Origin of the sequence: Mesorhizobium sp. M0189 (assembly GCF_040322135.1) — a bacterium.
Lineage (GTDB): Bacteria > Pseudomonadota > Alphaproteobacteria > Rhizobiales > Rhizobiaceae > Mesorhizobium.
This window is the reverse complement of the sequence record NZ_JAMYSW010000001.1, coordinates 1-24,805: the sequence shown is the minus strand read 5'-3', so window position 1 is coordinate 24,805 and position 24,805 is coordinate 1. Positions and strand designations below refer to the sequence as shown.

Annotated in this window: 21 protein-coding genes; 12 read left to right on the top strand and 9 right to left on the bottom strand. The window is 64.4% G+C overall.

Features of this window, described 5'->3' with window-relative positions:
• Positions 1-212: 212 nt before the first annotated feature.
• The 4 genes from NKJ09_RS00105 (at position 213) to NKJ09_RS00090 (ending at position 5,433) form a co-directional block, all read left to right on the top strand.
• The gene (locus NKJ09_RS00105; RefSeq protein ID WP_023719918.1) at positions 213-1,472 is read left to right on the top strand and encodes a sarcosine oxidase subunit beta; all 1,260 of its coding nucleotides are present in this window, start codon (positions 213-215) and stop codon (positions 1,470-1,472) included.
• Positions 1,473-1,563: 91 nt separating this feature from the next.
• Positions 1,564-1,860 carry a sarcosine oxidase subunit delta gene (locus NKJ09_RS00100; RefSeq protein ID WP_023719917.1) on the top strand — a complete coding sequence of 99 codons (297 nt, stop codon included), beginning with the start codon at positions 1,564-1,566 and terminating at the stop codon, positions 1,858-1,860.
• The gene (locus NKJ09_RS00095) at positions 1,857-4,853 is read left to right on the top strand and encodes a sarcosine oxidase subunit alpha (RefSeq protein ID WP_352495941.1); all 2,997 of its coding nucleotides are present in this window, start codon (positions 1,857-1,859) and stop codon (positions 4,851-4,853) included. The genes NKJ09_RS00100 and NKJ09_RS00095 overlap by 4 nt, the downstream gene beginning before the upstream one ends.
• A complete protein-coding gene (locus tag NKJ09_RS00090; RefSeq protein ID WP_352484514.1) occupies positions 4,846-5,433 on the top strand; it encodes a sarcosine oxidase subunit gamma in 588 nt (195 codons plus the stop codon). Before NKJ09_RS00095 ends, NKJ09_RS00090 begins: the two co-directional genes overlap by 8 nt.
• 20 nt (positions 5,434-5,453) lie before the next feature.
• Here NKJ09_RS00090 and NKJ09_RS00085 read toward each other — a convergent pair whose 3' ends face one another.
• Positions 5,454-6,152, bottom strand: coding sequence for a nitroreductase (locus NKJ09_RS00085; RefSeq protein WP_352484513.1), 699 nt, complete (start codon positions 6,150-6,152; stop codon positions 5,454-5,456).
• 273 nt (positions 6,153-6,425) lie between these two features.
• On the opposite strand from NKJ09_RS00085, the gene NKJ09_RS00080 reads away from it, so the two are divergent.
• From NKJ09_RS00080 to NKJ09_RS00060, 5 genes are read left to right on the top strand one after another with little or no spacing between them, the layout of a single operon-like run.
• A complete protein-coding gene (locus NKJ09_RS00080) occupies positions 6,426-7,019 on the top strand; it encodes a helix-turn-helix domain-containing protein (RefSeq protein ID WP_352484512.1) in 594 nt (197 codons plus the stop codon).
• A gap of 13 nt (positions 7,020-7,032) precedes the next feature.
• On the top strand, positions 7,033-9,486 hold the full coding sequence (locus NKJ09_RS00075) for a GcvT family protein (RefSeq protein WP_352515906.1): 2,454 nt from the start codon (positions 7,033-7,035) through the stop codon (positions 9,484-9,486).
• Complete coding sequence (locus tag NKJ09_RS00070) at positions 9,483-10,382, top strand: homocysteine S-methyltransferase family protein (RefSeq protein ID WP_352495939.1); 900 nt, start codon at positions 9,483-9,485, stop codon at positions 10,380-10,382. The genes NKJ09_RS00075 and NKJ09_RS00070 overlap by 4 nt, the downstream gene beginning before the upstream one ends.
• Positions 10,382-11,563, top strand: a complete 1,182-nt coding sequence (locus NKJ09_RS00065; protein ID WP_023719911.1) for a pyridoxal phosphate-dependent aminotransferase — start codon at positions 10,382-10,384, stop codon at positions 11,561-11,563. The genes NKJ09_RS00070 and NKJ09_RS00065 overlap by 1 nt, the downstream gene beginning before the upstream one ends.
• Positions 11,560-14,034 (top strand): GcvT family protein, encoded by a 2,475-nt coding sequence (locus NKJ09_RS00060; protein WP_352762193.1) that lies wholly within the window; start codon positions 11,560-11,562, stop codon positions 14,032-14,034. Before NKJ09_RS00065 ends, NKJ09_RS00060 begins: the two co-directional genes overlap by 4 nt.
• A 1-nt stretch (position 14,035) precedes the next feature.
• Here NKJ09_RS00060 and NKJ09_RS00055 read toward each other — a convergent pair whose 3' ends face one another.
• From NKJ09_RS00055 to NKJ09_RS00030, 6 genes are all read right to left on the bottom strand, one after another.
• Positions 14,036-14,617 (bottom strand): NAD(P)H-dependent oxidoreductase, encoded by a 582-nt coding sequence (locus NKJ09_RS00055; RefSeq protein ID WP_352495937.1) that lies wholly within the window; start codon positions 14,615-14,617, stop codon positions 14,036-14,038.
• 202 nt (positions 14,618-14,819) lie between these two features.
• Positions 14,820-16,217, bottom strand: coding sequence for an FAD-binding oxidoreductase (locus tag NKJ09_RS00050; RefSeq protein WP_352495955.1), 1,398 nt, complete (start codon positions 16,215-16,217; stop codon positions 14,820-14,822).
• Positions 16,217-17,515 (bottom strand): cytosine deaminase, encoded by a 1,299-nt coding sequence (locus NKJ09_RS00045; protein WP_352495954.1) that lies wholly within the window; start codon positions 17,513-17,515, stop codon positions 16,217-16,219. The genes NKJ09_RS00050 and NKJ09_RS00045 overlap by 1 nt, the downstream gene beginning before the upstream one ends.
• A 17-nt stretch (positions 17,516-17,532) precedes the next feature.
• A complete protein-coding gene (locus NKJ09_RS00040; RefSeq protein ID WP_352495936.1) occupies positions 17,533-18,384 on the bottom strand; it encodes an ABC transporter permease in 852 nt (283 codons plus the stop codon).
• Positions 18,371-19,213, bottom strand: coding sequence for an ABC transporter ATP-binding protein (locus NKJ09_RS00035; RefSeq protein ID WP_023719906.1), 843 nt, complete (start codon positions 19,211-19,213; stop codon positions 18,371-18,373). The genes NKJ09_RS00040 and NKJ09_RS00035 overlap by 14 nt, the downstream gene beginning before the upstream one ends.
• A gap of 3 nt (positions 19,214-19,216) precedes the next feature.
• The gene (locus tag NKJ09_RS00030) at positions 19,217-20,221 is read right to left on the bottom strand and encodes an ABC transporter substrate-binding protein (protein ID WP_023719905.1); all 1,005 of its coding nucleotides are present in this window, start codon (positions 20,219-20,221) and stop codon (positions 19,217-19,219) included.
• 276 nt (positions 20,222-20,497) lie between these two features.
• Here NKJ09_RS00030 and NKJ09_RS00025 point away from each other — a divergent pair, with 276 nt between their 5' ends.
• Together NKJ09_RS00025 and NKJ09_RS00020 are read left to right on the top strand one after the other, a co-directional pair.
• On the top strand, positions 20,498-20,881 hold the full coding sequence (locus tag NKJ09_RS00025) for a RidA family protein (RefSeq protein ID WP_352484505.1): 384 nt from the start codon (positions 20,498-20,500) through the stop codon (positions 20,879-20,881).
• A 108-nt stretch (positions 20,882-20,989) separates the two neighbouring features.
• Positions 20,990-21,793 (top strand): creatininase family protein, encoded by an 804-nt coding sequence (locus NKJ09_RS00020; RefSeq protein WP_023719903.1) that lies wholly within the window; start codon positions 20,990-20,992, stop codon positions 21,791-21,793.
• On the opposite strand, the gene NKJ09_RS00015 is transcribed toward NKJ09_RS00020, so the two are convergent.
• Positions 21,794-22,303, bottom strand: coding sequence for a tyrosine phosphatase family protein (locus tag NKJ09_RS00015; protein ID WP_023719902.1), 510 nt, complete (start codon positions 22,301-22,303; stop codon positions 21,794-21,796).
• Positions 22,300-23,358 carry a threonine-phosphate decarboxylase CobD gene (gene cobD, locus NKJ09_RS00010; RefSeq protein WP_352484504.1) on the bottom strand — a complete coding sequence of 353 codons (1,059 nt, stop codon included), beginning with the start codon at positions 23,356-23,358 and terminating at the stop codon, positions 22,300-22,302. Before cobD ends, NKJ09_RS00015 begins: the two co-directional genes overlap by 4 nt.
• On the opposite strand from cobD, the gene cbiB reads away from it, so the two are divergent.
• Positions 23,357-24,328 carry an adenosylcobinamide-phosphate synthase CbiB gene (cbiB, locus tag NKJ09_RS00005; protein WP_352495935.1) on the top strand — a complete coding sequence of 324 codons (972 nt, stop codon included), beginning with the start codon at positions 23,357-23,359 and terminating at the stop codon, positions 24,326-24,328. The genes cobD and cbiB overlap by 2 nt on opposite strands.
• Positions 24,329-24,805: the final 477 nt, after the last annotated feature.

The window sequence follows — 24,805 nt, the reverse complement described above, 5'->3', positions numbered from 1 at the left end:
GTCTGGCGACTCACGGGCGATAAGGCGTTCTAAAGGCCCGCTCTTGATAAAGACCGACATATCTGGGGGCAAGCCGTCCCTGACGGCCCGCTTTCGAAGTCGGCCATATCCAATCGAAGTCGGGGAGTCGAAAAGCGATGGCGCAATCTTGGCTTTGCGTTGGCCGCCTGCTCTATAGTCTGCCGCCAAGCCTGAAATGGATGACAATAAGAATGGCGGAATATTCGGCCTTTTCGCTTCTCAAGAACGCGCTGACCGGAAACAAGGACTGGAGGCCGGCCTGGCGCAAGCCCGACCCGAAGGCGTCCTACGATGTCATCGTCATCGGCGGCGGCGGCCATGGCCTGTCGACCGCTTACTATCTCGCCAAGGAGCACGGCATCACCAATGTCGCGGTGCTGGAGAAGGGCTGGCTCGGTTCCGGCAATGTCGGCCGCAACACGACGGCCGTCCGCTCCAACTACCTGCTGCCCGCCAACACGCGCTTCTACGAACATTCGATGAAGCTGTGGGAGAACCTGTCGCATGACCTCAACTATAACGTCATGTTCTCGCAGCGCGGCTGCCTGAACCTCGCCCACACACCTGCTCAGCTCGACGACTATGCCCGGCGCGGCAACGCCATGCGCCATCTCGGCGTCGACGCGGAACTGATGACCACGGCGGAGATCGCCCGCCTGGTGCCGGCGCTGGACGTCTCCGCCACGGCGCGTTTCCCGATCGTCGGCGGCCTGATGCAGCGACGCGCCGGCACCGCCCGCCACGATGCGGTCGCCTGGGGATATGCGCGTGGCGCAGATCGCCGCGGCGTCGACATCGTCGAAAACTGCGAGGTCACCGGCTTCCTGCGCGACGGCGACCGCATCACCGGCGTCACGACGACCCGCGGCGAAATCCGCGCTAAAAAGGTAGCGGTCGCGGTGGCCGGCAGCACCGGGCGGGTCATGCGGCTTGCCGGCATCGAGACAATGCCGATCGAGAGCCACGTGCTGCAGGCCTTCGTTACGGAATCGCTGAAACCGTTTATCGATACGGTCCTGACCTTCGGCATGGGCCATTTCTATATGTCGCAATCGGACAAGGGCGGCCTTGTCTATGGCGGCGACCTCGACGGCTACAACAGCTACGCCCAGCGCGGCAGCCTGCCGATCGTCGATGAGGTGATGAGCGAGATGCTGGCGCTGTTCCCGGGGCTCGCCCGCGTCCGCATGCTGCGCTCATGGGGCGGCGTCTGCGACATGTCGATGGACGGCTCGCCAATCATCACCACCGGTCCGCTGCCGGGCATGTATCTCAACTGCGGCTGGTGCTATGGCGGCTTCAAGGCGACGCCGGCTTCCGGCTGGTGCTTTGCCTGGACCATTGCCAAGGACGAGCCGCACGATCTCAACGCGGCCTTCACGCTCGACCGCTTTTACCGTGGCATGGTGATCGACGACAAGGGCCAGGGCGCCACGCCCCGGCTGCATTAGGCCATGATCCCGAACCGCAGGTCCGCGTCAGCGAAAAGTGGAAACCGGTTTTCGGACAAGATCATGGTCAAACGAGAAGTTTAAGAGATCCATGCTCATCACCTGCCCCTATTGCGGCCCGCGCGACGTTATCGAATTCACCTATCAGGGCGACGGCAATCGCCAGCGCCCACAGCCCGCGTCGCAAAACCTCGACGCCTGGAACGCTTATGTCTACGACCGGCTGAACCCCGCCGGCGACCACAATGAGATCTGGCAGCATTCCGGCGGCTGCCGCGCCCATCTCAGGGTGGTGCGCAACACGCTGACGCACGAGATCTCCAGCACTGCCTTCGCGCGCGGCGACCACAACTCGGTTGCGCGGCACAGGGCCGAGGACAAGTCATGAGCCCGCGCCGTACCGAGACCGGCGGCCGCATCGACCGGCTGCGGACCATCCGCTTCACCTTCGACGGCGCGCCTTATACCGGCCATGCCGGCGACACGCTGGCTTCGGCGCTGCTGGCCAACGGCGTCACCCTGTTTGGGCGTTCGTTCAAATATCACCGCCCGCGCGGCGTGCTGACTGCCGGCGTCGAGGAGCCAAACGCGCTCGTGACTGTGTTGAGGGGCGAGGTTCGCGAGCCGAACATTCCCGCCACCATGGTCGAGATCTATGACGGGCTGGCCGCAATGAGCCAGAACCGCTTCCCCTCGCTTGCCTGGGACGTCAATGCCATCAACCAGCTCGGCGGCAAGCTTTTGTCGGCCGGCTTCTACTACAAGACCTTCATGGGACCGGTGGTCGGTCCGCTGAAGGGCACGCGCTTCTGGATGTTCTGCGAGCATTTCATCCGCCGTGCCGCCGGCCTGGGCAAGGCAGGCACGGCTCCCGATACGGCGCGCTACGAACGCATGAACGCGTTTTGCGACGTGCTGGTGGTCGGTTCCGGCCCGGCCGGGCTGATGGCCGCCAGGGCGGCCGCCGATCAGGGTGCACGCGTCATCCTGGCCGAGCTCGAGCCGCATTTCGGCGGCTCGGCCAATTGGTCGGGCGAGACGATCGATGGCATGCCGGCCGCCGATTGGGCGGCGCGCGCCGCCGGCCAGCTCGAAGGCCATGACAATGTTCGCCTGCTGCCGCGCACCACCGTCTGGGGCTATTACGACGGCAACACGCTTGCCGCGATCGAACGCGTCACCGACCATAAGGAAACGCCGGACAAAGGCGAGCCGCGCCATCGCTACTGGACCATCCGCGCCAAATCGGTGGTGCTGGCCACCGGCTCCCTGGAGCGTCCCTTGGTCTTTCCTGGCAATGATCGGCCAGGCGTGATGCTGGCGCATGCGGCCGAGCGCTATGCCAATGAATATGGCGTGCTGCCGGGTCACAGGGTCGCGCTGTTCACCAACAATGACAGCGCCTATCGCGCAGCACTGGCGTTGAAGAAGGCCGGTGCCGCGGTCGTCGCCATCGTCGACGCGCGCCCGGAGCTTTCGAGCGAAATGCGCAAGCTGGCCGGCGAGACCGAAGCCGAGATCTTTTCTGGCCACGCGGTGATAGCCACCGAGGGCGGCAAGGCGCTTTCCGGCTTCAAGGTGCAGCGCTTCGACATGGCCAGTGGTGCGCTTTCCGGCGATGCGCGCAGCATCCACGCCGATTGCCTGCTGATGTCGGGCGGCTGGTCGCCGACCATCCATCTGGCCAGCCAGGCCGGAGCCAAAGCGGAATGGAACGAAGCGTTACAAGCGTTCCTGCCGCCGAAACCGACAACACGGCAATGGATCGGCGCCGGCGCCTTCACCGGCAGTTTCTCCACCGCCGAGGCGATCGCCGAAGGTCGCGCCGCCGGCCTTTCCGCTGCGGGCGCAACAGCCACGCCGGCGGCCTTGCCTGCCGTCGGGGCAGCACCTGGCGATCCCGATCCGGCACCGGTGTTCGAGATCAAGGCCGCAGGAAAAAGCTTCGTCGACTTCCAGCATGACGTGACGGCCGACGACGTGCGTCTGGCACACCGCGAAGGCTTCGTCTCGGTCGAGCATCTGAAGCGCTACACCACGCTCGGCATGGCGACCGACCAGGGCAAGAGCTCCAACATACCAGGCCTCGCCATCATGGCCGAGGCGCTGGGCAAGCCGATCCCGCAGGTCGGCACGACGCGCTTTCGTCCGCCTTTTTCGGCGGTGTCGATCGGCTCGCTTGCCGCCGAACGCTTCGGCGATCTGAAGCCCGAGCGGCTGACGCCGATGCATGACTGGCACGTCGCCAACGGCGCCTCCATGTATTCGGCCGGCCTCTGGTACCGGCCGATGATCTACGGCCATCCCGGTGAAACGATCGAGCAGGCCTATGTGCGCGAGGCGAGAGCCACGCGCGGGAGCGCCGGCATTGTCGACGTCTCGACACTGGGCAAGATCGCGGTGCAAGGCCCGGACGCGGCGGAATTCCTCGACCGCGTCTACACCAACATGTTTTCGACGCTGGCCGTCGGCAAGGCGCGTTATGGGCTAATGCTGCGCGAGGACGGCCTCGCCTTCGACGACGGCACCACCTGGCGGCTTGGCGAGCAGGATTTCCTGATGACCACCACCACCGCCAATGCCGGCAAGGTAATGCAGCATCTGGAGTATTTTCTCGACGTGATCTGGCCGGAGCTGAAGGTCCACGTCACCTCGGTCACCGACCAATGGGCCGGTGCCGCCATCGGCGGGCCGAACGCCAGGCAGATATTGGCTGCTTGCGTCAGCGGCACCGCTGTCGACAATGCCGCCCTGCCCTTCATGGGCATCGTCCACGGCGAAATCGCCGGCGTGCCGGTGATGATCTGCCGGCTGTCCTTCTCCGGCGAAATGGCCTTCGAGGTCTATTCCGGCACCGGTTACGGCACCCATGTCTGGGAGGCGCTGATCGAAGCCGGCAAGCCGTTCGGGCTGGTGACCTACGGACTGGAGGCGCTGGGCACCCTGCGCATCGAGAAGGGCCACGTCACCGGCGCCGAGATCGACGGTCGTACCACGGGGCGCGACCTGCATCTCGACTGGATACTGTCGAAGAAGAAGCCGTTTATCGGTTCGGCGATGATGGATCGCGAGGGGCTGATCGCGCCCGACCGCCTGGAACTCGTCGGTATTGTTTCGCTCGACAACCAGCCGCTAAACGGCGGCGCACACATCGTCGAGGAGCTTGACGAAGCCAATCCGCACGGCTCGCTCGGTCACATCACCGCTTGCTGCTATTCGCCGGCGCTCGGCAAATATATAGCGCTTGCCTTGGTCAAGGGCGGCAAGGCGCGGCGCGGCACGCGCGCTTATGTCTCCGACCCGTTGCGCAACCGGTTCGGGCCGGTCGAGATCGTCTCCAACCATTTCTTCGATCCGGACGGGAGCCGCATGCATGGTTGAGCGCCAATCACCGCTTGAGCCGGTGCTGCATCCAGGCTCGCATGGCAATTTCGAGCACGGTGTCGAAATCATCCTCTCCGAAACCAGGCCGGGTTCGATCCTGCAGCTCGCCGCCTGGCCCGGCCAGGAGAAGGCGTTGATGGCCGGCATCCATGCGGTCACCGGCCTGGCTCTGCCCGACGGCGCCGGCGGCGGCGTCACGGACGGCGTCAGATCGGTGTTCGGCTTTGCGCCGGGAAAGTTCACAATGGTCGATGAGGCCGAGGGATTGGCGTCGGCCTTTGCCGACGTCGTCACTCCGGCTATCGGTACGGTGACCGACCTTTCGCACGGCCGCACCGCGATCCGTATCGCCGGGCCGAAGGCCGAGTGGGTCCTGGCAAAATTCTTCGCCATCGACTTCGCGCTGCCGGCCTTCCCGATCGGCGCCGGCCGCTCGACCATGCATCACGACGTCTTCGCGCAGATCCAGCGCACCGGCGCCGATCAATTCGACATTTATGTGTTCCGCTCGTTCGCACGCTCGTTCTGGAAGGCGCTCTGCCACGCCAGCGAGGAAGTCGGTTACGAAGTGCAGTAGCTAGACGGCGCGTCGTCACCCTACTCCGCGAACGTAACCCACTCTTCCAGCGGCGCGCGGTCGGTGCGGAAGGCATTTTCGGGCTTGGACGTATCCTCATGGCCGAGCGCCATGCCGCAGACGACGATCTCCTCGTCGGGGATGTCGAGCACCGGCCTGATCTGCCGGTGATAGGGCGCGAAGGCGGCCTGCGGGCAGGTGTGTAGGCCCCTGCCCCGCGCCGCGACCATGATGTTCTGCAGGAACATGCCGTAATCGATCCACGACCCTTTGTTCAGCCGCCGGTCGACGGTGAAGATCATGCCGACCGGCGCATCGAAGAAGACGAAATTGCGGTCGTGCTGGGCGCGCATCCTGTCGACCTCGCGCCGGCCGATGCCGAGCACGCCGTAGAGGCCGAAGCCGTTGGCCCGCCGTCGCGTCAGATAGGGTTCGAAGAACTGGTCAGGATAGTAGCGGTACTCGTCCCACTCCGCCTTTTCGGCGCGGATGCCCGAACTGAGAATGGCGTCGGTGATGCGCTGCTTGACCTCGCCCTTGGTCACATAGACCTTCCAGGGTTGCATGTTGGTGCCTGAAGGCGCGCGCGCGGCAACGGCGAGAATATCGCGGATGGTGTCGTCATCGACCATGTCAGGCAAGAAGGCGCGTACGGACCGGCGCGAGGTGATCGCGTCATCGACGATCGCCGCCGCAATCCGGGAGTTGTTTTCCAGCATGGGCCGTCCCTTTGCGCATAATCCTGGAACCCGGCTTTTCCGGAAAGGATCATGCGCCGACTAGAAGTGATGGAGCATCCTTGCGAGTTTCTATGAACGCTCGACGCCCTATCCGCCTCGACCGGACGCCCCACTCGCCGCTCGTGTGCCGAGCCTTTGCCTGAACCGTCAAAATGGCGCAAGTAAATCTTGTGGGTTCATGAAAATCATCTTGATTTTTTCACAGACCTGCGGTCACATGAAATTTGCTGGGAATTTTTCATCGAGACAGGGATGGCTTTGCCCTCAACCGCCGCAACACCGGAACAAGATAACGGCGAACGGCTGCTGGCCGGCGACATTCGCGCGTTGCGCAAGGCGCGCGGCCTGACGCTTGCCGAAATCGGGCTGAAGCTCGGCCGTTCCGTCGGCTGGGTCAGTCAGGTCGAGCGCGGCCTGTCGATCCCGTCGCTCGGCGATCTCAGGGCCTTCGCCGAATTGTTCGGCGTGCCGGTCAGCCTGTTCTTCAGCCATGACGTGCCTGTCGAGACCGAACGCGGCGTGGTCGTGCGCGCCGGCAACCGGCGCACCCTTGGCACAAGCGATTCCGGCCTGGTGGAGGAGCTTCTGTCGCCGGATCTCGGCGGTAGCTTCGAGATGCTGCGTTCGGTCTTCGCCCCCGGTGCCGAGCTGAAGACCGAGGCCCGCCGGCCGACCGAGGAAGCCGGCTACGTCGCGTCCGGCAGCTTCGACATCGAAATTGCCGGCGTCTGGCACCGGCTTGGAGCAGGCGACTCCTTCCGCTTTGACGGCAAGCCGTTCCGCTGGCGCAATCCTGGAGCGGAACCGGCTGTGGTGATCTGGGTGGTTTCGCCGCCCGTCTATTGATCTGGAGAAGAACATGGCCAGTTTGCCGACCACGGCACGCGTGGTGATCATCGGAGGCGGTGCCGTCGGCGCCTCCTCGCTCTATCATCTCGCCAAGGCGGGCTGGACCGACTGCGTGCTTCTGGAGAAGAACGAGCTGACTTCCGGCTCGACCTGGCATGCCGCCGGCAACGTGCCGACGTTCTCCTCGTCATGGTCGCTGATGAACATGCAGCGCTATTCGACCGAGCTCTATCGCCGGTTGGCCGACGAGGTCGGCTATCCCATGAACTATCATGTCACCGGCTCGCTCAGGCTCGCCCATACGATCGAGCGTATGCAGGAATTCCAGCGCGCCAAGGGCATGGGCCGCTATCAGGGCATGGACATCAATGTCGTCGGCCCCGACGAGATCAAGCGCCGCTACCCCTTCATCGAAACGCATGAGCTGAAGGGCGCGCTCTACGATCCGAGCGACGGCGACATCGACCCGGCGCAATTGACCCAGGCGCTGGCCAAGGGCGCGCGCGACATGGGTGCGAAGATCATCCGCTTCTGCCCGGTCACCGGCGTGCGCCGCGAGAACGACGAGTGGGTGGTCGAGACGCCGCAAGGCGAGATTCGCTGCGAGATTGTCGTCAACGCCGCCGGCTACCGCGCCGCCGAAGTCGGCAGGATGTTCGGCCGCGAGGTGCCGATGATGGTGATGAGCCATCAATACATCCTGTTTGAGGAAATCCCCGAACTGGCGGCGTGGTCGAAGGAACAAGGCAAGAAGCTGCCGCTGCTGCGCGACGTCGATACGTCCTATTATCTGCGCCAGGAAAAGAACGGCATGAACCTCGGCCCCTATGAGCGCAATTGCCGCGCCCATTGGGTCGGCCACAACGACCCGATGCCGGACGACTTTTCGTTCCAGCTGTTTCCCGACGACCTCGACCGGCTGGAACATTACCTGGCCGATGCCGTCGCCCGCGTGCCGATCCTCGGCACCGCCGGGCTGTCCAAGGTCATCAACGGGCCGATCCCCTATGCGCCGGACGGCAACCCGCTGATCGGCCCGATGCCTGGCGTGCCCAACGCCTTCGAGGCCTGCGTCTTCACCTTCGGCATCGCCCAGGGCGGCGGCGCCGGCAAAGTGCTGGCCGAGTGGGTGACCGAGGGCCAGACCGAATGGGACATGTGGTCCTGCGATCCACGCCGTTTCACCGCCTTTGCGTCGGCGCCGGATTACTGCGTCGCCAAGGGCATGGAGATCTACGGCAACGAGTATGCCATCCAATTCCCGCGCCACGCCTGGCCGGCTGGGCGCGACCGCAAGCTGTCGCCGCTCCACGGCCGCATCAAGTCGTTCGGCGCCCGGTTCGACGCCTATAATGGCTGGGAACGCGCCACCTGGTATGCGAAGCCAGGCGACGACATCTCCGAACAATCCACGCTGACCTTCCGCCGTGACGGCCCCTGGCAGCATCGTGTGCGCGAGGAATGCCTCGCCGTCCGCGATGCCGCCGGCATTCTGGACCTGCCGGGATTTTCCCGGTTCAATCTAGACGGTCCGGGTGCCGCCGAATGGCTGAGCCTCCAGGTGACAGGCCTGGTGCCGAAACCCGGCCGCATCGGCCTCGTCTACTTTGCCGACGACAAGGGCCGCGTCGTCACCGAGATGTCGGTGGTGCGTCACGACGAAGATCACATGACGCTGATCACCGCCGCGGTGGCGCAGTGGCACGATTTCGAATGGCTGAAATCGCGCATGCCGAAGGACGCGACGTTCAAGTTGACTGACCGGACAGAAGAGTATTCGACCCAGATCCTCGCCGGACCCAACTCGCGAAACACCCTCGCCGAACTCTGCGCGGCCGACCTCACCCTGCCCTGGCTGACGCATCAGGAAACATCGATCGCCGGGCGCTGGGCCAAGCTGGTGCGCGTATCCTTCGCTGGCGAGCTCGGCTGGGAAATCCACAGCAAGGTCGACGATACCGCAGTCATCTTCGACGCTGTCTGGGCGGCCGGCCAGAGGCACGGCCTGAAACCATTCGGCATGTACGCGCTGGATTCGCTGCGGCTCGAAAAAGGCTACCGTACGTGGAAGGGCGATCTGTCGACCGACTACTCGATCCTGCAGGGCGGGCTGGAGCGCTTCGTCAGATGGGACAAGCCCGACTTCCGCGGTAAGGCGGCGTTGCAGAGCGAAAAGCAGCAAGGCGTCAAGAAACGCTTCGTCACGCTGGTCGTCGAAAATCCCGGCGACTGCGACACACCTTACATGTCGACGCTTTGGCATGACGGCCGGATCGTCGGCGAGACGACATCCGGCGGCTGGGGTCATCGCATCGACAAGTCGATCGCGCTCGGCATGCTGCGCGCCGACCTCACCGAGCCGGGAACCGCGGTCGAGGTCGATATCTTCGGCGAACGTTTTCGGGCGATCGTGCAGAAGGATGAGCCGTTATGGGATCCGAAGAACGAGAGGCTCAAAGCATGAAGAAAGTCATCCTCACCGATGGCGGCATGGGCCAGGAGCTGGTCCGCCGCAGCAGCTCCGAGCCGACGCCGCTCTGGTCGGCCAGGGTGCTGATCGACGAACCGGATCTGGTGCGCGACCTGCATGCGGAATTCATCCGCGCCGGAGCCCGCGTCATCACCATCAACACTTATTCCGCAACGCCGGAGCGGCTGGCGCGCGAGGGCGCGGAAGAGCTGTTCAAGCCTTTGCAGAAGCGCAGCATCGAACTGGCAAGGCAAGCACGCGACCAGACCGGCGACGCGGCGATCGCCGGCTGCCTGTCGCCGCTGTTCGGCAGCTATGCGCCGGCGCTGACGATATCCTTCCAGGATACGCTCGACATCTATCGCCGTATAGTTGCCGAGCAGGCGGACGGCGTCGATCTGTTTCTGTGCGAAACCATGGCGTCGGCCGAAGAGGCGCGCGCCGCCGTCACCGCGGCGTCGGAAAGCGGCAAGCCCGTATGGGTGTCGTGGACGCTTGCCGACCACGGCACGCCGCGCCTGCGTAGCGGCGAAGCCATTACGACGGCGTCGAGCGCTCTTGACGGACTGCCCGTCGCGGCCCGGCTGATCAATTGCTGCCGGCCCGAAGCGATCGCTGCAGCGCTGCCCGGACTGATCGCTCTCGGCGGTGCGGTCGGCGCCTATGCCAATGGCTTCACCTCGGTCGAGGCGCTCAAGCATGGCGGCACCGTCGAAGTGCTGCACGCCCGCCACGACCTCGATCCGGACGCCTATGCCGGCCAGGCGATCGGCTGGGTCGAGGCCGGCGCCGGCATCGTCGGCGGCTGCTGCGAAGTCGGACCGGCCCACATCGCCGCCTTGCGCGACCGGCTCGAACAGGCCGGCTACGAAATTTCGGGAGTAGCATAATGCCCAGGCCATCATCGCGCATTTCCGGCATCGTGCCTTCGGGCAAGGATGGCTGGGAGGTTCATTCCGCTGCCTGGGCGCGCAAGCAGGCCGGCGAGGACATCATCATGCTGTCGGTCGGCGACCATGATTTCGACACGCCGAGCGAGACGATCGAAGCCTGCGTGACGGCGGTCCGCGCCAGCAATCACCACTACACCCCACTTGCCGGCGTTCCGCGGCTGCGCAAGGCGATGGCGGCGGCCTCGACGCTCTGCACCGGTGTTGCGACCAGCCCCGACCAGGTCATCGCCACGCCGGGCGGGCAGGCCGCGCTTTACGCAGCTATTCAAGCTGTTCTCGACCAGGGCGACCATGCCATCGTCGTCGCGCCCTATTACGCCACCTATCCCAATACCTTCAGCGCGGCGGGCGCCGCGTTCAGCGTCGTCGAGACACCCGCCGAGGATGGCTTTCAGCCGCGCGCCGCCGAGATCCGCGCCGCCCTACGGCCGAACACCCGCGCCATTCTGATCAACACGCCGAACAACCCGACCGGTGCCGTCTATTTGCGCGAGCGCCTGGAAGAGCTGGCGCAGATCTGCCGCGAGCATGACCTATGGCTGCTGTCGGACGAGGTCTACTGGACGCTGGGTGGCGGCGAGCACGTCTCACCACGCTCGCTGCCCGGCATGGCCGAACGTACGCTGGTCATCAATTCGATGTCCAAGAGCCACGGCATGACCGGCTGGCGCATGGGCTGGCTGACCGGGCCCGAACCAATGGTCTCGCTGCTGACCGACCTCAATCTGGTGATGACCTACGGCCTGCCGGCCTTCATCAGCCTCGCCTGCGCCGAGGCGCTCGAAAACGGCTACGGCGTCAAGGAGATCGCCGAGCGCTATGCCGCAAGGCGCGCCGTCGTTCTCGATGCCATGCGCGGCATGAACAACATCACCGTGCGCGGCTCCGAGGGCGGCATGTACGTGATGCTCGACATATCGGCGATCGAGCCGGACGATGAGAAATTCGCCTGGGCGTTCCTCGACCAGGAGAAGGTCGGCGTCATGCCCGGCTCGAGCTTCGGCGAAGCTGCAGCCGGCCACATCCGCTTCAGCCTCTGCCAGCCTGAGCCGGTGCTGATGGAGGCTGCCACGCGCCTGCGCCGCTTCGCCTCCAGCTACCGCCGCGAAGCCGCATGAACTCGCCGCCCGCCAAAACCATACCGACCAAGGCCATTCCTCCCAAAGCAAGGGCGGTCATCATCGGTGGCGGCGTCTCCGGCTGCTCGGTCGCCTATCATCTGGCCAAGCTCGGCTGGACCGACATCGTTCTGCTCGAGCGCAAGCAGCTGACATCGGGCACGACATGGCACGCTGCCGGCCTGATCGGCCAGCTGCGCGGCTCGCAGAACATGACCCGGCTGGCGAAGTATTCGGCCGATCTCTACGTCAAGCTCGAGGCCGAGACCGATGTCGGCACCGGCATGCGCCAGGTTGGCTCGATCACGGTGGCGCTTACCGAGGAGCGCAAGCACGAGATCTATCGGCAGGCGTCTCTCGCCCGCGCCTTCGATGTCGACGTGCGCGAGATTTCGCCAGGTGAAGTCAAGCAGATGTACCCGCATCTCAATGTATCCGATGTGGTCGGCGCCGTGCATCTGCCGCTCGACGGCCAATGCGACCCCGCCAACATCGCCATGGCGTTGGCCAAGGGCGCACGTCAGCGCGGTGCGACGATCGTCGAGAACGTCAAGGTGACCAAGGTGCATACCAAGGCAGGCCGCGTCACCGGCGTCTCCTGGGCGCAGGGCGACGAGCAAGGCACGATCGAAGCCGATATCGTCGTCAACTGCGCCGGCATGTGGGCACGCGAACTTGGCGCCCAGAACGGCGTCACCATCCCGCTGCACGCCTGCGAGCATTTCTATCTCGTCACCGAGCCGATCCCGGGGCTCTCCCGCCTGCCGGTGCTGCGCGTGCCGGACGAATGCGCCTACTACAAGGAAGATGCCGGCAAGATGATGCTCGGCGCTTTCGAGCCGGTGGCCAAGCCGTGGGGCATGAACGGCATAAGCGAGGAGTTCTGCTTCGACCAGTTGCCGCAGGACATGGACCATTTCGAGCCGATCCTCGAAATGGGCGTCAACCGCATGCCGATGCTGGCCACCGCCGGCATCCACACCTTCTTCAACGGCCCAGAGAGTTTTACCCCCGACGACCGTTATTATCTCGGCGAGGCGCCGGAGCTTTCCGGCTACTGGATGGCGACCGGCTACAATTCGATCGGCATCGTCTCCTCCGGCGGCGGCGGCATGGCGCTGGCGCAATGGATCAATGACGGCGAGGCGCCGTTCGATCTCTGGGAGGTCGACATCCGCCGCGCCCAGCCGTTCCAGAAGAACCGCCGCTATCTCAAGGAGCGCGTCTCCGAAACGCTCGGCCTGCTCTACGCCGATCATTTTCCTTACCGGCAGATGGCAACCTCGCGGAACGTGAGGCGTTCGCCGCTGCACGAGCACCTGAAGACGCGCGGCGCGGTGTTCGGCGAGGTCGCCGGCTGGGAGCGCGCCAACTGGTTCGCTAGGCCCGGCCAGGAGCGCGAATACCGCTATTCGTGGAAACGGCAGAACTGGTTCGACAACCAGCGCGAGGAGCATCTGGCGGTCCGGAACGGCGTCGGCCTGTTCGACATGACCTCGTTCGGCAAGATCCGCGTCGAAGGCCGCGACGCCTGCGCCTTCCTGCAAAGGCTCTGCGCCAACGACATGGACGTGGCGCCGGGCAAGATCGTCTACACCCAGATGCTCAACCAGCGCGGCGGTATCGAGAGCGATCTGACCGTCTCGCGATTGTCCGAAACAGCCTTCTTCCTCGTCGTGCCGGGCGCCACGCTGCAGCGCGATCTGGCCTGGCTGAAAAAACATCTTGCCGACGAGTTCGTCGTCATTACCGATGTGACCGCTGCCGAAGCGGTGCTTTGCCTGATGGGCCCGGATTCGAGGAAGCTGATCCAAAAGGTCAGCCCGAATGATTTCTCCAATGACAACAATCCGTTCGGGACGTTTCAGGAGATCGAGATCGGCATGGGCCTGGCCCGCGCCCACCGCGTCACCTATGTCGGCGAGCTCGGCTGGGAGCTTTATGTCTCGACCGATCAGGCCGCCCACGTCTTCGAGGCGATAGAAGAGGCCGGCGCCGATGTCGGTCTGAAGCTATGCGGCCTGCACACGCTGGACTCCTGCCGCATCGAAAAGGCGTTCCGGCATTTCGGCCACGACATCACCGACGAAGACAATGTGCTGGAGGCCGGCCTTGGCTTCGCCGTGAAGACGGCCAAGAGCTATTTCCTCGGCCGCGATGCGGTGCTGAAGAAGAAAGAAACCGGCCTGTCACGCCGGCTGGTGCAGTTCCGCCTGAACGACCCCGAGCCGCTGCTCTTCCACAACGAGGCGATCCTGCGCGACGGCAAGATCGTCGGTCCGATCACCTCGGGCAATTACGGCCATCATCTCGGCGGCGCAATCGGGCTTGGCTACGTGCCTTGCAAGGGTGAGAGCGAGGCGGATGTGCTGTCGTCGTCCTACGAGATCGAGATCGCCGGCGAGCGCTTTGCCGCCGAGGCCTCGCTCAAGCCGATGTACGATCCGAAGGCCGAGCGAGTGCGGATGTAGCTCAGAACGCATCCATCTCGGCCGCGACCTTCGCCACGAATCTCGTCCGCCTCTCGTCGGTCGATAGGTTCATCGAGTACTGCGCGAGGTAGGAAACCGACCCGCCAGGCTTGATGGTCGCACGCAGCACCCGCTTGACCAGCTTGCGCGGCGGGTCGCCCATCAGCATGGCTCGGAACCGACTGCCGCCATAGGTGGCGACCGCGGCGACCTTGCGAATGTTGTGCAGCGACGGCTGCACCTTGCCGTCAACCAATTTGAACGACACGCCGGGCAGGAAGACGCGATCGAAAAAGCCTTTCAGAATGGCCGGATAGCCGAAGTTCCACACCGGAAACGATAGCACCAGCGCCTCGGCCCGCAGCAAGCGCTCGACGTAAGCCGCTGCAGGATCGCCGTCACTGCGCGCGTCGTGATAGGAGAGCCGTTCGGCCCGCGTCAGCCTGGGATCGAACCCCTCGGCATAGAGATCGCAATCGTCGACGGCATGGCCGGCGGCCTTCAGCCGCTCGACGATGGTCCGGTGCAGACCGGCATTGAAGCTGGTCTCGACCGGATGAGCGTAGAGGACGAGGATGTTCACCCAAGTCCTCGCAGGTCGGCGCGAGGCACCCCCCTCTGCCCTACCGGGCATCTCCCCCTCAAGGGGGGAGATTGGCGGTTCCATCGTCTCGACCATCTTCCAACGTCGTCAACTGGCGAAAGCGATACCGACAGCCGATCTCCCCCCTTGAGGGGGAGATGGCCGGCAGGCCAGAGGGGGGTGTTCAAGCGCAAACCTCTCCTCAACCCGTCTTCTCCAGCCCCTTGAACAGGAACGACTTGCCTGAGCGATAATCATAGTCCGGATTTTCCCAGGCGATCATCTTGCCCGGATTGAGCAGCCCCTGCGGGTCGGTCTCGCGCTTGAAGGCGAGCTGCACCTCGTCGGTGCGCTTCATGCCGCCCTCTTCCAGCGTGTAGCGGTGCGGGTTGAAGATCCAGCAGCCATTGTCCTCGTGGATGCGAATGATCTCGTCCAGCCGCTCCGCCGTGGTGAAGCGCACTAGCGGCAGCCCTGCGATGCCGATGGCGCCGTCGAAGCGGATGAATTCGAGATGCGCCGGCACCTCGTCGCCGAAGCGTTCGACCATTGCCTTGACGTGGCCGAGGTGGTCCGGCGACGGGTAGCGGGTCTGCAGATAGGTGATCGTCGGGTCGACCCGGATGGCGCGCAGCGTGGTGTGGTTCCAGGTCAGCTCATAGGCCGGCGGCAGCCCCTTGAGATCGGCCTCCTTATCGGCGCGAAAGACGATCTCGCCCTTACTGCGCGCAGTGAAGGCGAGGAAGGCATCCATCGCATGCGGCGCGATCATCAGGACGACGATGCTTTGGCCGCGCCGGAAAAACCGCTGGTGGCGCTTGAAGTAATCGTAGGGGATGGGTGCTGCTATCGGCGTGATCAGCTTCGCCAGGATGCCGTCCTGGATGGCGAGATCGTTGCCGAAGCCGGCCGCATCCATGAAATCGTCGAAGCCGACGATGACGTCGATCCAGTCATAACTGGCGGTTAGCGGCATCTCGACTTCGGTGATGATGCCGTTGGTGCCGTAGGCGTGCATCACTTTCAGCACGTCCTCGCCGGTGAGCTCCATGACGCGGGGCTGTGCCTCCATCGTCACGGTCCTCAGCCGGATGACGTTGCCGAGGTCGCGCAAGCCGCCCCAGCGGATCGAGCCAATACCGCCGGAGCCGCCGGCGACGAAGCCGCCGATCGATGCCGTGTTGTAGGTCGACGGCGACATGCGGAGCTCCTGGCCGGAATGCGCCCGAGTCGCCTTGTCGATGTCGGCGAGCACGGCGCCGGGACCGGTGACGACACGACCGGGCGCGATCGCCTTGATCGCGTTCATCTCGGCGAGATTGAGCACGACGCCGCCGGACAGAGGCATCGCCTGCCCGTAATTGCCGGTGCCGCTGCCGCGCGGCGTCACCGGCACGCCATGCCGGTGGCAGGCGGCGAGCACGCGGACGACCTCATCTTCCGTTTTCGGCGTCACGATCAGGTCGCCGGTGACATGCTCGAGCTGCTGCTTCAGCACCGGGCTGTACCAGTAGAAGTCGCGGCTCTTCTGCTGGACGATCGCCGGATGGTCGTCGACCTTGAGGCCGTCCAGGTCGCGCTTGAGCGCCGCAATATCCATCATTCCACCATCAGATCATCGAGTTCGGCATAATCGGGCAGCTGGCGTTCGATCGCCTGGCCGTCGCGCACCACGATGCGATCCGATTCGGGCCGTGACAGCAATTCCGTCCAGCTTCGCCCCTTGAAGACGACGAAATCGGCCGGCCCTCCGGCGGCAAGCGTGCCGAAACCATCGAGCCGCATCACCTTGGCCGGCGTCGCTGTTACCGCTTGCGGCCAGTCAGCGACGGGATGGTCGAGATGCAGGATGCGCGTCGCCATGCGATAGACCTCCAGCATATCGAGATCGCCATAGGCGTAGAACGGGTCGCGCGTATTGTCGGAGGCGACGGCGACGGCGATGCCGCGCGCCTTCATCTCGTGCAGCAGCGTCACCCCGCGCCAGCGCGGCGTGGTGTTATCGCCGCGCCGGTCCTGCAAATAGAGATTGCACATTGGCAGCGACACCACCGCCAGGCCGGCCTTGGCGACCTTGTCCAGCGTGTCGAGCACCTCGAGATCGGGCTGGCGCGCCAGCGAGCAGCAATGGCCGACCAGGATGTTCCCGTCAAAACCGTTCCAGAGGGCGGCTTCGGCAATCTTCTTGAGCGAGATCGCCGAGACATCGTCGGTCTCGTCGGCATGGAAATCGAGGTCGAGGCCATGCTTGATCGCCTGCGCAAACACCTGGTCAAGCAGTTCCTCGAGGTCCGGCACCATATAGGTGACGACGCCGAGCACGCCCTTGGCGGCAGCCACCCGCTTGGCCAGCCTCTCGAACCATTTCCTGTCGCGCACGCCTTCGATGCCGAGCAGGCAGGCCGCCTGCAGCTCGATGCGGCCGCGCCATTTCTCCCGCATCGTCTCGAACACCGGCCAGGAGATCTCTTCCTGCGGCGCAACGCTGTCGAGATGCGTACGCAGCGCCTTGGTGCCATGCGCATAGGCAGAGCGCAGCGAAAAATCCATGCGGCGGGCAACGTCGTCGGCGCTCCAGTGCGCCGCGCGGTCGGCGCCCGTTGCGTTCAGCGCGCCCATGAAGGTGCCGTCCGGGTTCGGCTTTCGAGGCCAGATATGGCCCTTGTCGATATGCGTGTGGCAGTCGACGAAGCAGGGCAAGACGATCCGGCCGCCAAGGTCGATGGCGCCTGCCTGTGCGTTGGATCGATGCGCCGTAATCCCGGAGATCTTGCCATCGGCGATGGCGATATCCGCGAGCCCAAACCCGTCGGTATCGAAGGCTCCAGAAAAGCCCGGCGTCAGTGAGGCATGAAGCCGAACCTTGGCGAGATGGTAGGAACCAGAAGCTGGTATCAAGGCGGCGCTGTCCACCATCACCGCTCCTGCCTCAGCGCGCTCTCGTGCCAGCGCCGCAAAATGAGATGCGAAATCAGCGACAGCACCAGGAAGATCAGGATGCCGGTGAGCGAGATCAGGATCAGCGCCGCGAACAGCCTCGGCGCGTTGAGCCGGTAGCCGGCCTCGATTATGCGCGAGGCGAGGCCGGACGACTGGCCGGTGGCGCCGGCGACGAACTCGGCCACCACCGCACCGATCAGCGACAGGCCGCCGGCGATCTTCAGCCCGCCGAGGAAATAAGGCATCGCCGCCGGCAGCCGCAGATAGCGCAATTGCTGCCAGCGGGTGGCGCCGTTGAGCTTGAACAAATCGCGCAGATTGCGGTCGACGGAATTGAGGCCGAGCGTGGTGTTGGAGAGGATCGGGAAGAAGGCGACGATCCAGGCGCAAAGCAAAAGCTTTGTCGTCTGGTTGTCGACATAGATATTGATCAGCGGAAAGATCGCGACGATCGGCGTCACCTGCAGCACGATGGCGAAGGGAAAGAACGACATCTCCACCCATTTCGACTGCGCGAACAGCACTGCCAGCCCGACGCCGCCGATGACGGCGAGAAGCAGGCTCAAGAAGGTGATCCTGAGTGTCACCAGCAGCGAGGAGAACAGCAGCCCGGCATCGTCGTGCAGCGTCTGCAGCACCACGCCGGGACGCGGCAGGATATATTTCGGGATGTCGTTCCAGACGCAGACGCGGTCCCACAGCCAGATCGCCAGGATCATGATCGCCAGCGGCAGCAGCCACCTGCCGATGCGCTCGAAGCGCTCCTGGCGAACGCGACGCGCCTCCTCCGGGTCGAGCGCCAGGACTTGTTCTTCAATGGCCGTCATGATGCGGTCCGGCAGTTGAGTTGATGGCGCCGATCAGCACGTCGGATGCCTGGCGGCAGAGCGCGGCATAATCGGGCGAGGTGCGAAACGCCTCGTCGCGCGGATAGGATGCATCGACGGCAAGCTCGGCAAACACCCGGCCCGGCCGCGCCGCCATGACGACGACGCGGTTGGAGAGGAAAACGCTTTCGAAGACGCTGTGAGTGACGAAAACGACGGTAAAACGCTCATCCTGCCATAGCTCCAGAAGATCGTTGTTGAGCTTGAAGCGGGTGATCTCGTCGAGTGCGGCGAATGGCTCGTCCATCAACAGAATGCGCGGCTTGGTCACCATGGCGCGGGCAATCGAGACGCGCATCTTCATGCCGCCTGATAATTCGCGCGGCACGGCATTCTCGAAGCCGGTCAGGTGAACCCGCGCCAGCATCTCCATCACCGCCGGCGCCGCCTTGGCCCGCGACACACCCTTCAGCCGCAGCGGCAGCCAGACATTGTCGAAGACATCGGCCCAGGGCAGCAGCGTCGGCTCCTGGAAGACGAAGCCGATATTCGAGCGGTCGCCGATATTTGAACGATCGAGGGCGCCGCTGCCGCGCCAGTCGAGCACACCCGAGGTCGGCGTCGACAGGCCGGCAATCAGCCGCAGCGCCGTCGACTTGCCGCAGCCCGACGGTCCGAGCAGGCTGAGGAAATCGCCTTCCCGGATCGTCAGCTCGACATTGCTGAGCGCGGTGACGCCGTTGGAAAACACCTTGCCGACGCCACGCAGCGCCAACAGCGTCGGCCCCGATACGCTTCCTGGCTGTTGCGCCACTTTCTCCAGCTTCACGGCCTACTTCTTCAGGTCGAGCCCGACGCTCTTGTTGACGAAGGCCAGCGTGTAGGCCTTCTTGATGTCGATGCCCGCCGGTGTTACCTTGGCCTTGACCATCTTGTCGTAAAAACTCTGGATGCGCGCATCGGTCATGGCGCCGATGCCGAGCTTTTCGCTGTCGCCGGAATCGACCACGCCGAACTTCTTCAGCTGCTCGATCGAGAAGGCGATCTGCTCATCCGTCATGTCCGGATTTTCCTTCTTGATCATCTCGTTGGCGGCCTTGTTGTCGCCGTAGAGATAATTGTACCAGCCCTTGGCCGAGCCATCGACGAAGCACTGGACCACCTCGGGCCGCTTGTCGACCGTCTCCTGCATGGTTTCGACCGTCGTTGCATATGTGTCCCAGCCATAGTCGGCCAGCAGGAACTGGTTCGGCGTGAAACCGCCCTGCTTCTGGACGGCGAATGGCTCGGAGGTGACGTAGCCCTGCTGGATCGACTTCTTGTTGGCGATGAACGGAGCCGGGTTGAAAGTGTAGGGCACGCGTTTTGCGGCATCGAAGCCGAGGTCGGTGACCATCCACTGGAAGAAGGTCTGCGCACCTTCGTCGCCGAGGATGTACTGGTCGGCGTTCTTCAGGTCTTCCCATTTGTCCAGCCCCTGGCCGGGATGGGACATGATGACCTGCGGGTCCTTCTGGAAGTCGGCGGCCACGACGCGCATCGGTATGCCTTGCTGCACGGCATCGAAGGCCGACAGCAGATTGCCGCCCATGTAGAAATCGATCTTACCTGCGAGCAGCAGCGGCCGGCCGCTGACCTGTGGGCCGCCCTGCATGATCGTCACGTCGATGCCGCATGCGGCATAGGTACCATCCACCACGGCTTGGTAGTAACCGCCATGTTCCGGCTCGGCCAGCCAGTTGGTGCCGAAGGTGACTTTTTCGTTCGCTGCCGCGGCAAGCGTACCTGCGCCAAGCAGCACGATCACGCCCGCCGAAATCTTGAGTCTTCCGTACATCCACACCACCCTTTGTTCGCTCCGGCGCATCACGCGCCGGGCTCGACACCATTGTTTCAAGAAGCAAGACACATGCCACCGGCGCGTTGCGTCGGGACCGCCCGCTTGTGCAATGCCCGCCTGTGCAATGGCGGCGCGAAGGCCGGACGGGTCATGCTGTACGGAAGGCATCGTGCCTATTTTTTGATCGCCTGTCCACAATCGCCCTCGTGACATGCACCGCCATCTTGATGCCCGCCTACATCCAGCTTTACGCTGCCGTGAACGGAGATTGCCATGTTCAAATTTCTCACGCCGAAGTCGATCAAGCCGCCCTTCGCCCGCTACAGCCATGGCGTCGAGCTGCCGCCCGGCAAGCGGCTGGTGCTGTGTTCGGGCCAGGTCGCGATCACAGCGGACGACCAGATCCCCGAGGAGGCCGGCGCACAGGCCGAGCTCTGTTTCCAGAACATAGCGGCGATTCTCGGCGAGGCCGGGCTCGGCCTGTCCGACATCGTCCGCATCAACGCCTACGTCACCGACCGCGCCTTCCTGCGGCCCTATATGGAGGTTCGCGACCGGCTGTTCGCCAGTCCGGCGCCGGCCTCGACGCTGATGATCGTGTCCGGCTTTGCCCGGCCGGAGTTTAAGGTCGAGATCGAGGTCATCGCGTCGGGTTGAGGAGCGCTGGCCAGCGGCTGGAATCGACAGGCCGATGATCTCAAGTTACACGACAAAGGTTGGTGCCGCCCCTCATCAAGCGCGCATCCAGTCTCTTCGAGGTAAAAAATGGCCGGAACAAAAAAACGCGTATGGTGGGGTGACTACCGGACCACCGAATACGCGACCGTCGATCCTGAGGCGACCATTGCCGTTCTGCCACTGGCGGCGATCGAGCAGCACGGGCCCCATCTGCCGGTTTCGACCGACACCTCGATCATGAACGGCATGCTGGAAACGGTGATCGCGCGCCTGCCCGGCGATCTCGACATCCGCATCCTGCCGGTTCAGGCGGTGGGCAAGTCGAACGAGCATTTGCATGCGCCCGGCACCCTCACTCTGCCGGCGACGACCCTGGTCGAGGCGTGGACCGAACTTGGCCTGTCGGTCGCACGCGCCGGCGTCCGAAAACTGATTGTCGTCAACTCGCATGGCGGCAATGAGGAGATCATGGGCATCGTCACCCGCGAATTGCGCGTGCGGGCAAAGATGCTGGCGGTAAAGACCAGCTGGCAACGGTTTGGCCGGCCGGCCGGCATGTACACCGACCTCGAAGACCGCCACGGCATTCATGGCGGCGACGTCGAGACCTCGCTGATGCTGCACTTCCGGCCCGACCTCGTCGACATGGCCAAGGCCGATAATTTCGTCTCCAAGGTTGCGCGCGCCGAAAAGGAATTTTCGCTGCTGCGCCACACCGGAACGCACGCCTTCGCCTGGATCGCCAGCGACCTCAACCCGAATGGCGTGGTCGGCGACGCCAGCATTGCAACCGCCGAAAAAGGCCGGCTCACCGCCGAGCATCAAGCCGACGGCTTCATCAGCTTGCTGAAGGACGTGCGCAAGGCAAAGCTGGCGGATTGGCTGGCGTAACTAGCCCTCGATCCTCAGCGCAAACGGCGTGCCCTCAAACGCTTCGGCGCCGCGCCCGATCGCCTCGATGGCGCGGCTCATGCGGCCGTCGCGCTCGAGCAGTGCGTCGGCAATTGCGATCAGCCGCGGATTGGGTGTCGCCGTGGGCGACAGCGCGCGCAGCGTCTTGGCCAGTTCGGCTTCGTCGCGCTTCGGCGCCAGCGCTGCCGCGATAATGTAGGCCGAGGCGGTCGACCGGCTGATGCCGGCATAGCAATGCACCACCAGCGGCCGCGAGCGATCCCATTGGCGGGCGAAATCGAGCAGGTTCAAGACATGCTCCTCGCCCGGCATGGTCATGCCCTCCTGCGCTACCGCAATGTCGTGCATGACCAGGTGCAGATGGTTTTCCCTGGTGATCGAGGCCGGCCGCATCACCTCCGTGCCGGCAGCGAGCAGCGAAAGCAGCCGCCCGGCCCCGGTCTTCGTCACCGTTTCCTCGACTTTGGACAGCGAGCAGACATGGATCATTGGATCGTTTCTCCCTTGGCATCATCGTCGCGCCGCGAGGCCCAGCCGGCAAGCGCTGATTCGAGCCGCCGCCATTCTTCGTCGGCTCCCGGCAGGCCGGCGCGCAACACATCCGGCCGGTCGGCGAAATGCCGAAGCAGGATGCCGCGCTGGCCGAGCACCGAAAACAGGCGGGCGGCGTTCGCCAGCCTGATATAGCGGAACAGCGCGGTGCCAGCGGCGACAGGCACGCCGAACCGGCCGAACAGCGCATCGAGCCGTGCGGCATCCTCGGCCAATCGGCGCCGCATCCCGGCCTGCCAGCCGGTATCGGCAAGCGCCCTTATGCCATATTCGAGCGCCGGCCCGGAAATCGCCCATGGCCCGAATTGCGCCTGCAGCCGCTCGACCGTCAGCGCCTCGGTCAATGCAAAGCCAAGCCGCAGGCCGGCCAGGCCGAAGAACTTGCCGAACGAGCGCAGCACGACGATGCCGCCCTGGTCGACGTCGCCAGCGAGACTTTCGCTGCGTGGGCCGACATCCATGAAGGCCTCGTCGACGACCAGCAGCCCGCCTCTGGCGCGCAATTTTGCGGCAAGTCGAAGCAATCTTTCGCGCTCGACGACGCGCCCGTCCGGGTTGTTGGGATTGACGACGACGGCAAGGTCGGCCGCCGCCAAGGCTTCGAAATCATCGACTTCAGCCGCCGCATGGCCGGCGATCGCCGCTGCCCGCCGATGCTCGGCATAAGTCGGCCCGAGCACCAGCGCCCTGCCCGGGCTGACCAGCGAAGCGACGCGCGGCAACAGGATCTGCGTGCCGGGCGCCGCTGCGACATTCGCCGCCGATGGAGCGCCATAGGCGCTTGCCGCGACTTCGGCCAATTCGCGGGCACGCGCTGCTTCCGGCAATCGCGACAGGGCGGTGGCGGGCAAATCGAAAAGCGGGTAGGAGTGCGGATTGATCCCGGTCGAGAGGTCGACGAAAGGCAGCGGCGCGTGAGGGAAAAGCGCCCTCGCCCGGCCAAGGCTTCCGCCGTGGTCCACTGCCGCCGTCACTCCATCAAGAGACTTCATGTCGATCCTGATCACTTTCCTGTCGCTGGCCATCGAACTTGTACTCGGCTACCCGGCCCAGCTCTTCGATGCCATTGGCCATCCCGTCACCTGGTTCGGCAGGCTGATATCCTTTCTCGACGGCAGGCTCAACCGCGCCACTGATTCCGACGCCCACCGTCGCCGCTGGGGCGTCTTCGCGCTGCTGGTCATCGTGCTGGTGCCGGCCGCCCTCGCCTTCTGGATCGAAGCCATGCTTTGGAGCATTCCCCTCGGCTTGTTGGTCATCGCAATCCTGGCGACGTCGCTGCTGTCGCAGAAGAGCCTGGCCGAGCATGTCGAAGCGGTGGCCGACGCCCTCGACAGCGGCGGACTGGACATGGGCCGCATTGCCGTCTCGCGGATCGTCGGCCGCGACCCGGAAAAGCTCGACAGGGCCGCTGTCTGCCGCGCCGCGATCGAAAGCCTGGCCGAGAACTTCTCCGACGGCGTCGTCGCGCCGGCGTTCTGGATCGGCGTTGGCGGGCTCGCCGGCGGCGTCGCCTACAAGGCCGCCAACACCGCCGATTCGATGATCGGCCACCGCACCCCGCGCCACGAGGCCTTCGGCTGGGCGGCGGCGCGCTTCGACGATTGGATCAACCTGCCGGCATCACGGCTGACGGCGCTGCTGATCGTGCTTGCCGCTTTCCTGGTCAAGGGCGCCGATGCCAAAGCCGCCTGGCATGCTGTGCGGCGCGATGCGAAAAAACACCGCTCGCCCAATGCCGGCTGGCCGGAAGCAGCGATGGCCGGTGCGCTCGGCCTGGCGCTCGCCGGCCCCCGTTCCTATGACGGCGTCATGGTCGAAGACGCGTTGATGGGCGAAGGCGGCCGCCGCGACGATATCGAGAGCACCGACATCCGACGGGCGCTGAAACTTTACCGGGTCGCCGACTTACTGCTGATCGCGCTGTTCGGGGTGATCGCAGTGGTTGTTATCTTGGCGTGACCTGCGCCCGAGATCGAGCGGAAACAAAAAACCCGCCAAGCGGCGGGTCGTTGGAGCCAGTTAGCACCATAGCGAGATTAGTACCATAGCTGCCGGCACAAAGCAAGAACAAAATTGCTGTGCCCAAAGAATAATCGCCCCAGCTTTGCGCTTCTCATTCCCTGCCTTTGACGTTCGAGGTTGGCGAAATCCGAAGCGCCATCCAATCTCCCCCCTCGCGGGGGAGATGTCCGGCAGGACAGAGGGGGGCGCGAAGGATCGCCAGCCTCTTGACCGTTCACCTGCTAATGACGGTCTGACGACGTAGTTGTCTCCGACTGACAGGCCGAGGGACAGTGCCCCCCTTTGCCCTGCCGGGCATCTCCCCCACAAGGGGATAGTGTCCTGAAGGTTCTGCAAAAAGTTTTGGAGAGAGAACGGCGCTTGCTCTGAAGGGCGAGCGGCCATGGCACGGTGGTGACGTTGCAATCACCGATT

What these genes read in the sequence shown, in the direction of transcription:
- NKJ09_RS00060 (WP_352762193.1), top strand. Translation starts at nt 11,560, where the DNA reads ATGAACTCGCCGCCCGCCAAAACCATACCGACCAAGGCCATTCCTCCC.
- NKJ09_RS00020 (WP_023719903.1), top strand. Translation starts at nt 20,990, where the DNA reads ATGGCCGGAACAAAAAAACGCGTATGGTGGGGTGACTACCGGACCACC.
- NKJ09_RS00040 (WP_352495936.1), bottom strand. Translation starts at nt 18,384, where the DNA reads ATGACGGCCATTGAAGAACAAGTCCTGGCGCTCGACCCGGAGGAGGCG.
- NKJ09_RS00015 (WP_023719902.1), bottom strand. Translation starts at nt 22,303, where the DNA reads ATGATCCATGTCTGCTCGCTGTCCAAAGTCGAGGAAACGGTGACGAAG.
- NKJ09_RS00070 (WP_352495939.1), top strand. Translation starts at nt 9,483, where the DNA reads ATGAAGAAAGTCATCCTCACCGATGGCGGCATGGGCCAGGAGCTGGTC.
- NKJ09_RS00090 (WP_352484514.1), top strand. Translation starts at nt 4,846, where the DNA reads ATGGTTGAGCGCCAATCACCGCTTGAGCCGGTGCTGCATCCAGGCTCG.
- NKJ09_RS00065 (WP_023719911.1), top strand. Translation starts at nt 10,382, where the DNA reads ATGCCCAGGCCATCATCGCGCATTTCCGGCATCGTGCCTTCGGGCAAG.
- NKJ09_RS00085 (WP_352484513.1), bottom strand. Translation starts at nt 6,152, where the DNA reads ATGCTGGAAAACAACTCCCGGATTGCGGCGGCGATCGTCGATGACGCG.
- NKJ09_RS00050 (WP_352495955.1), bottom strand. Translation starts at nt 16,217, where the DNA reads ATGGATATTGCGGCGCTCAAGCGCGACCTGGACGGCCTCAAGGTCGAC.
- cbiB (WP_352495935.1), top strand. Translation starts at nt 23,357, where the DNA reads ATGTCGATCCTGATCACTTTCCTGTCGCTGGCCATCGAACTTGTACTC.
- NKJ09_RS00095 (WP_352495941.1), top strand. Translation starts at nt 1,857, where the DNA reads ATGAGCCCGCGCCGTACCGAGACCGGCGGCCGCATCGACCGGCTGCGG.
- NKJ09_RS00075 (WP_352515906.1), top strand. Translation starts at nt 7,033, where the DNA reads ATGGCCAGTTTGCCGACCACGGCACGCGTGGTGATCATCGGAGGCGGT.
- NKJ09_RS00030 (WP_023719905.1), bottom strand. Translation starts at nt 20,221, where the DNA reads ATGTACGGAAGACTCAAGATTTCGGCGGGCGTGATCGTGCTGCTTGGC.
- NKJ09_RS00080 (WP_352484512.1), top strand. Translation starts at nt 6,426, where the DNA reads ATGGCTTTGCCCTCAACCGCCGCAACACCGGAACAAGATAACGGCGAA.
- NKJ09_RS00025 (WP_352484505.1), top strand. Translation starts at nt 20,498, where the DNA reads ATGTTCAAATTTCTCACGCCGAAGTCGATCAAGCCGCCCTTCGCCCGC.
- NKJ09_RS00105 (WP_023719918.1), top strand. Translation starts at nt 213, where the DNA reads ATGGCGGAATATTCGGCCTTTTCGCTTCTCAAGAACGCGCTGACCGGA.
- NKJ09_RS00100 (WP_023719917.1), top strand. Translation starts at nt 1,564, where the DNA reads ATGCTCATCACCTGCCCCTATTGCGGCCCGCGCGACGTTATCGAATTC.
- cobD (WP_352484504.1), bottom strand. Translation starts at nt 23,358, where the DNA reads ATGAAGTCTCTTGATGGAGTGACGGCGGCAGTGGACCACGGCGGAAGC.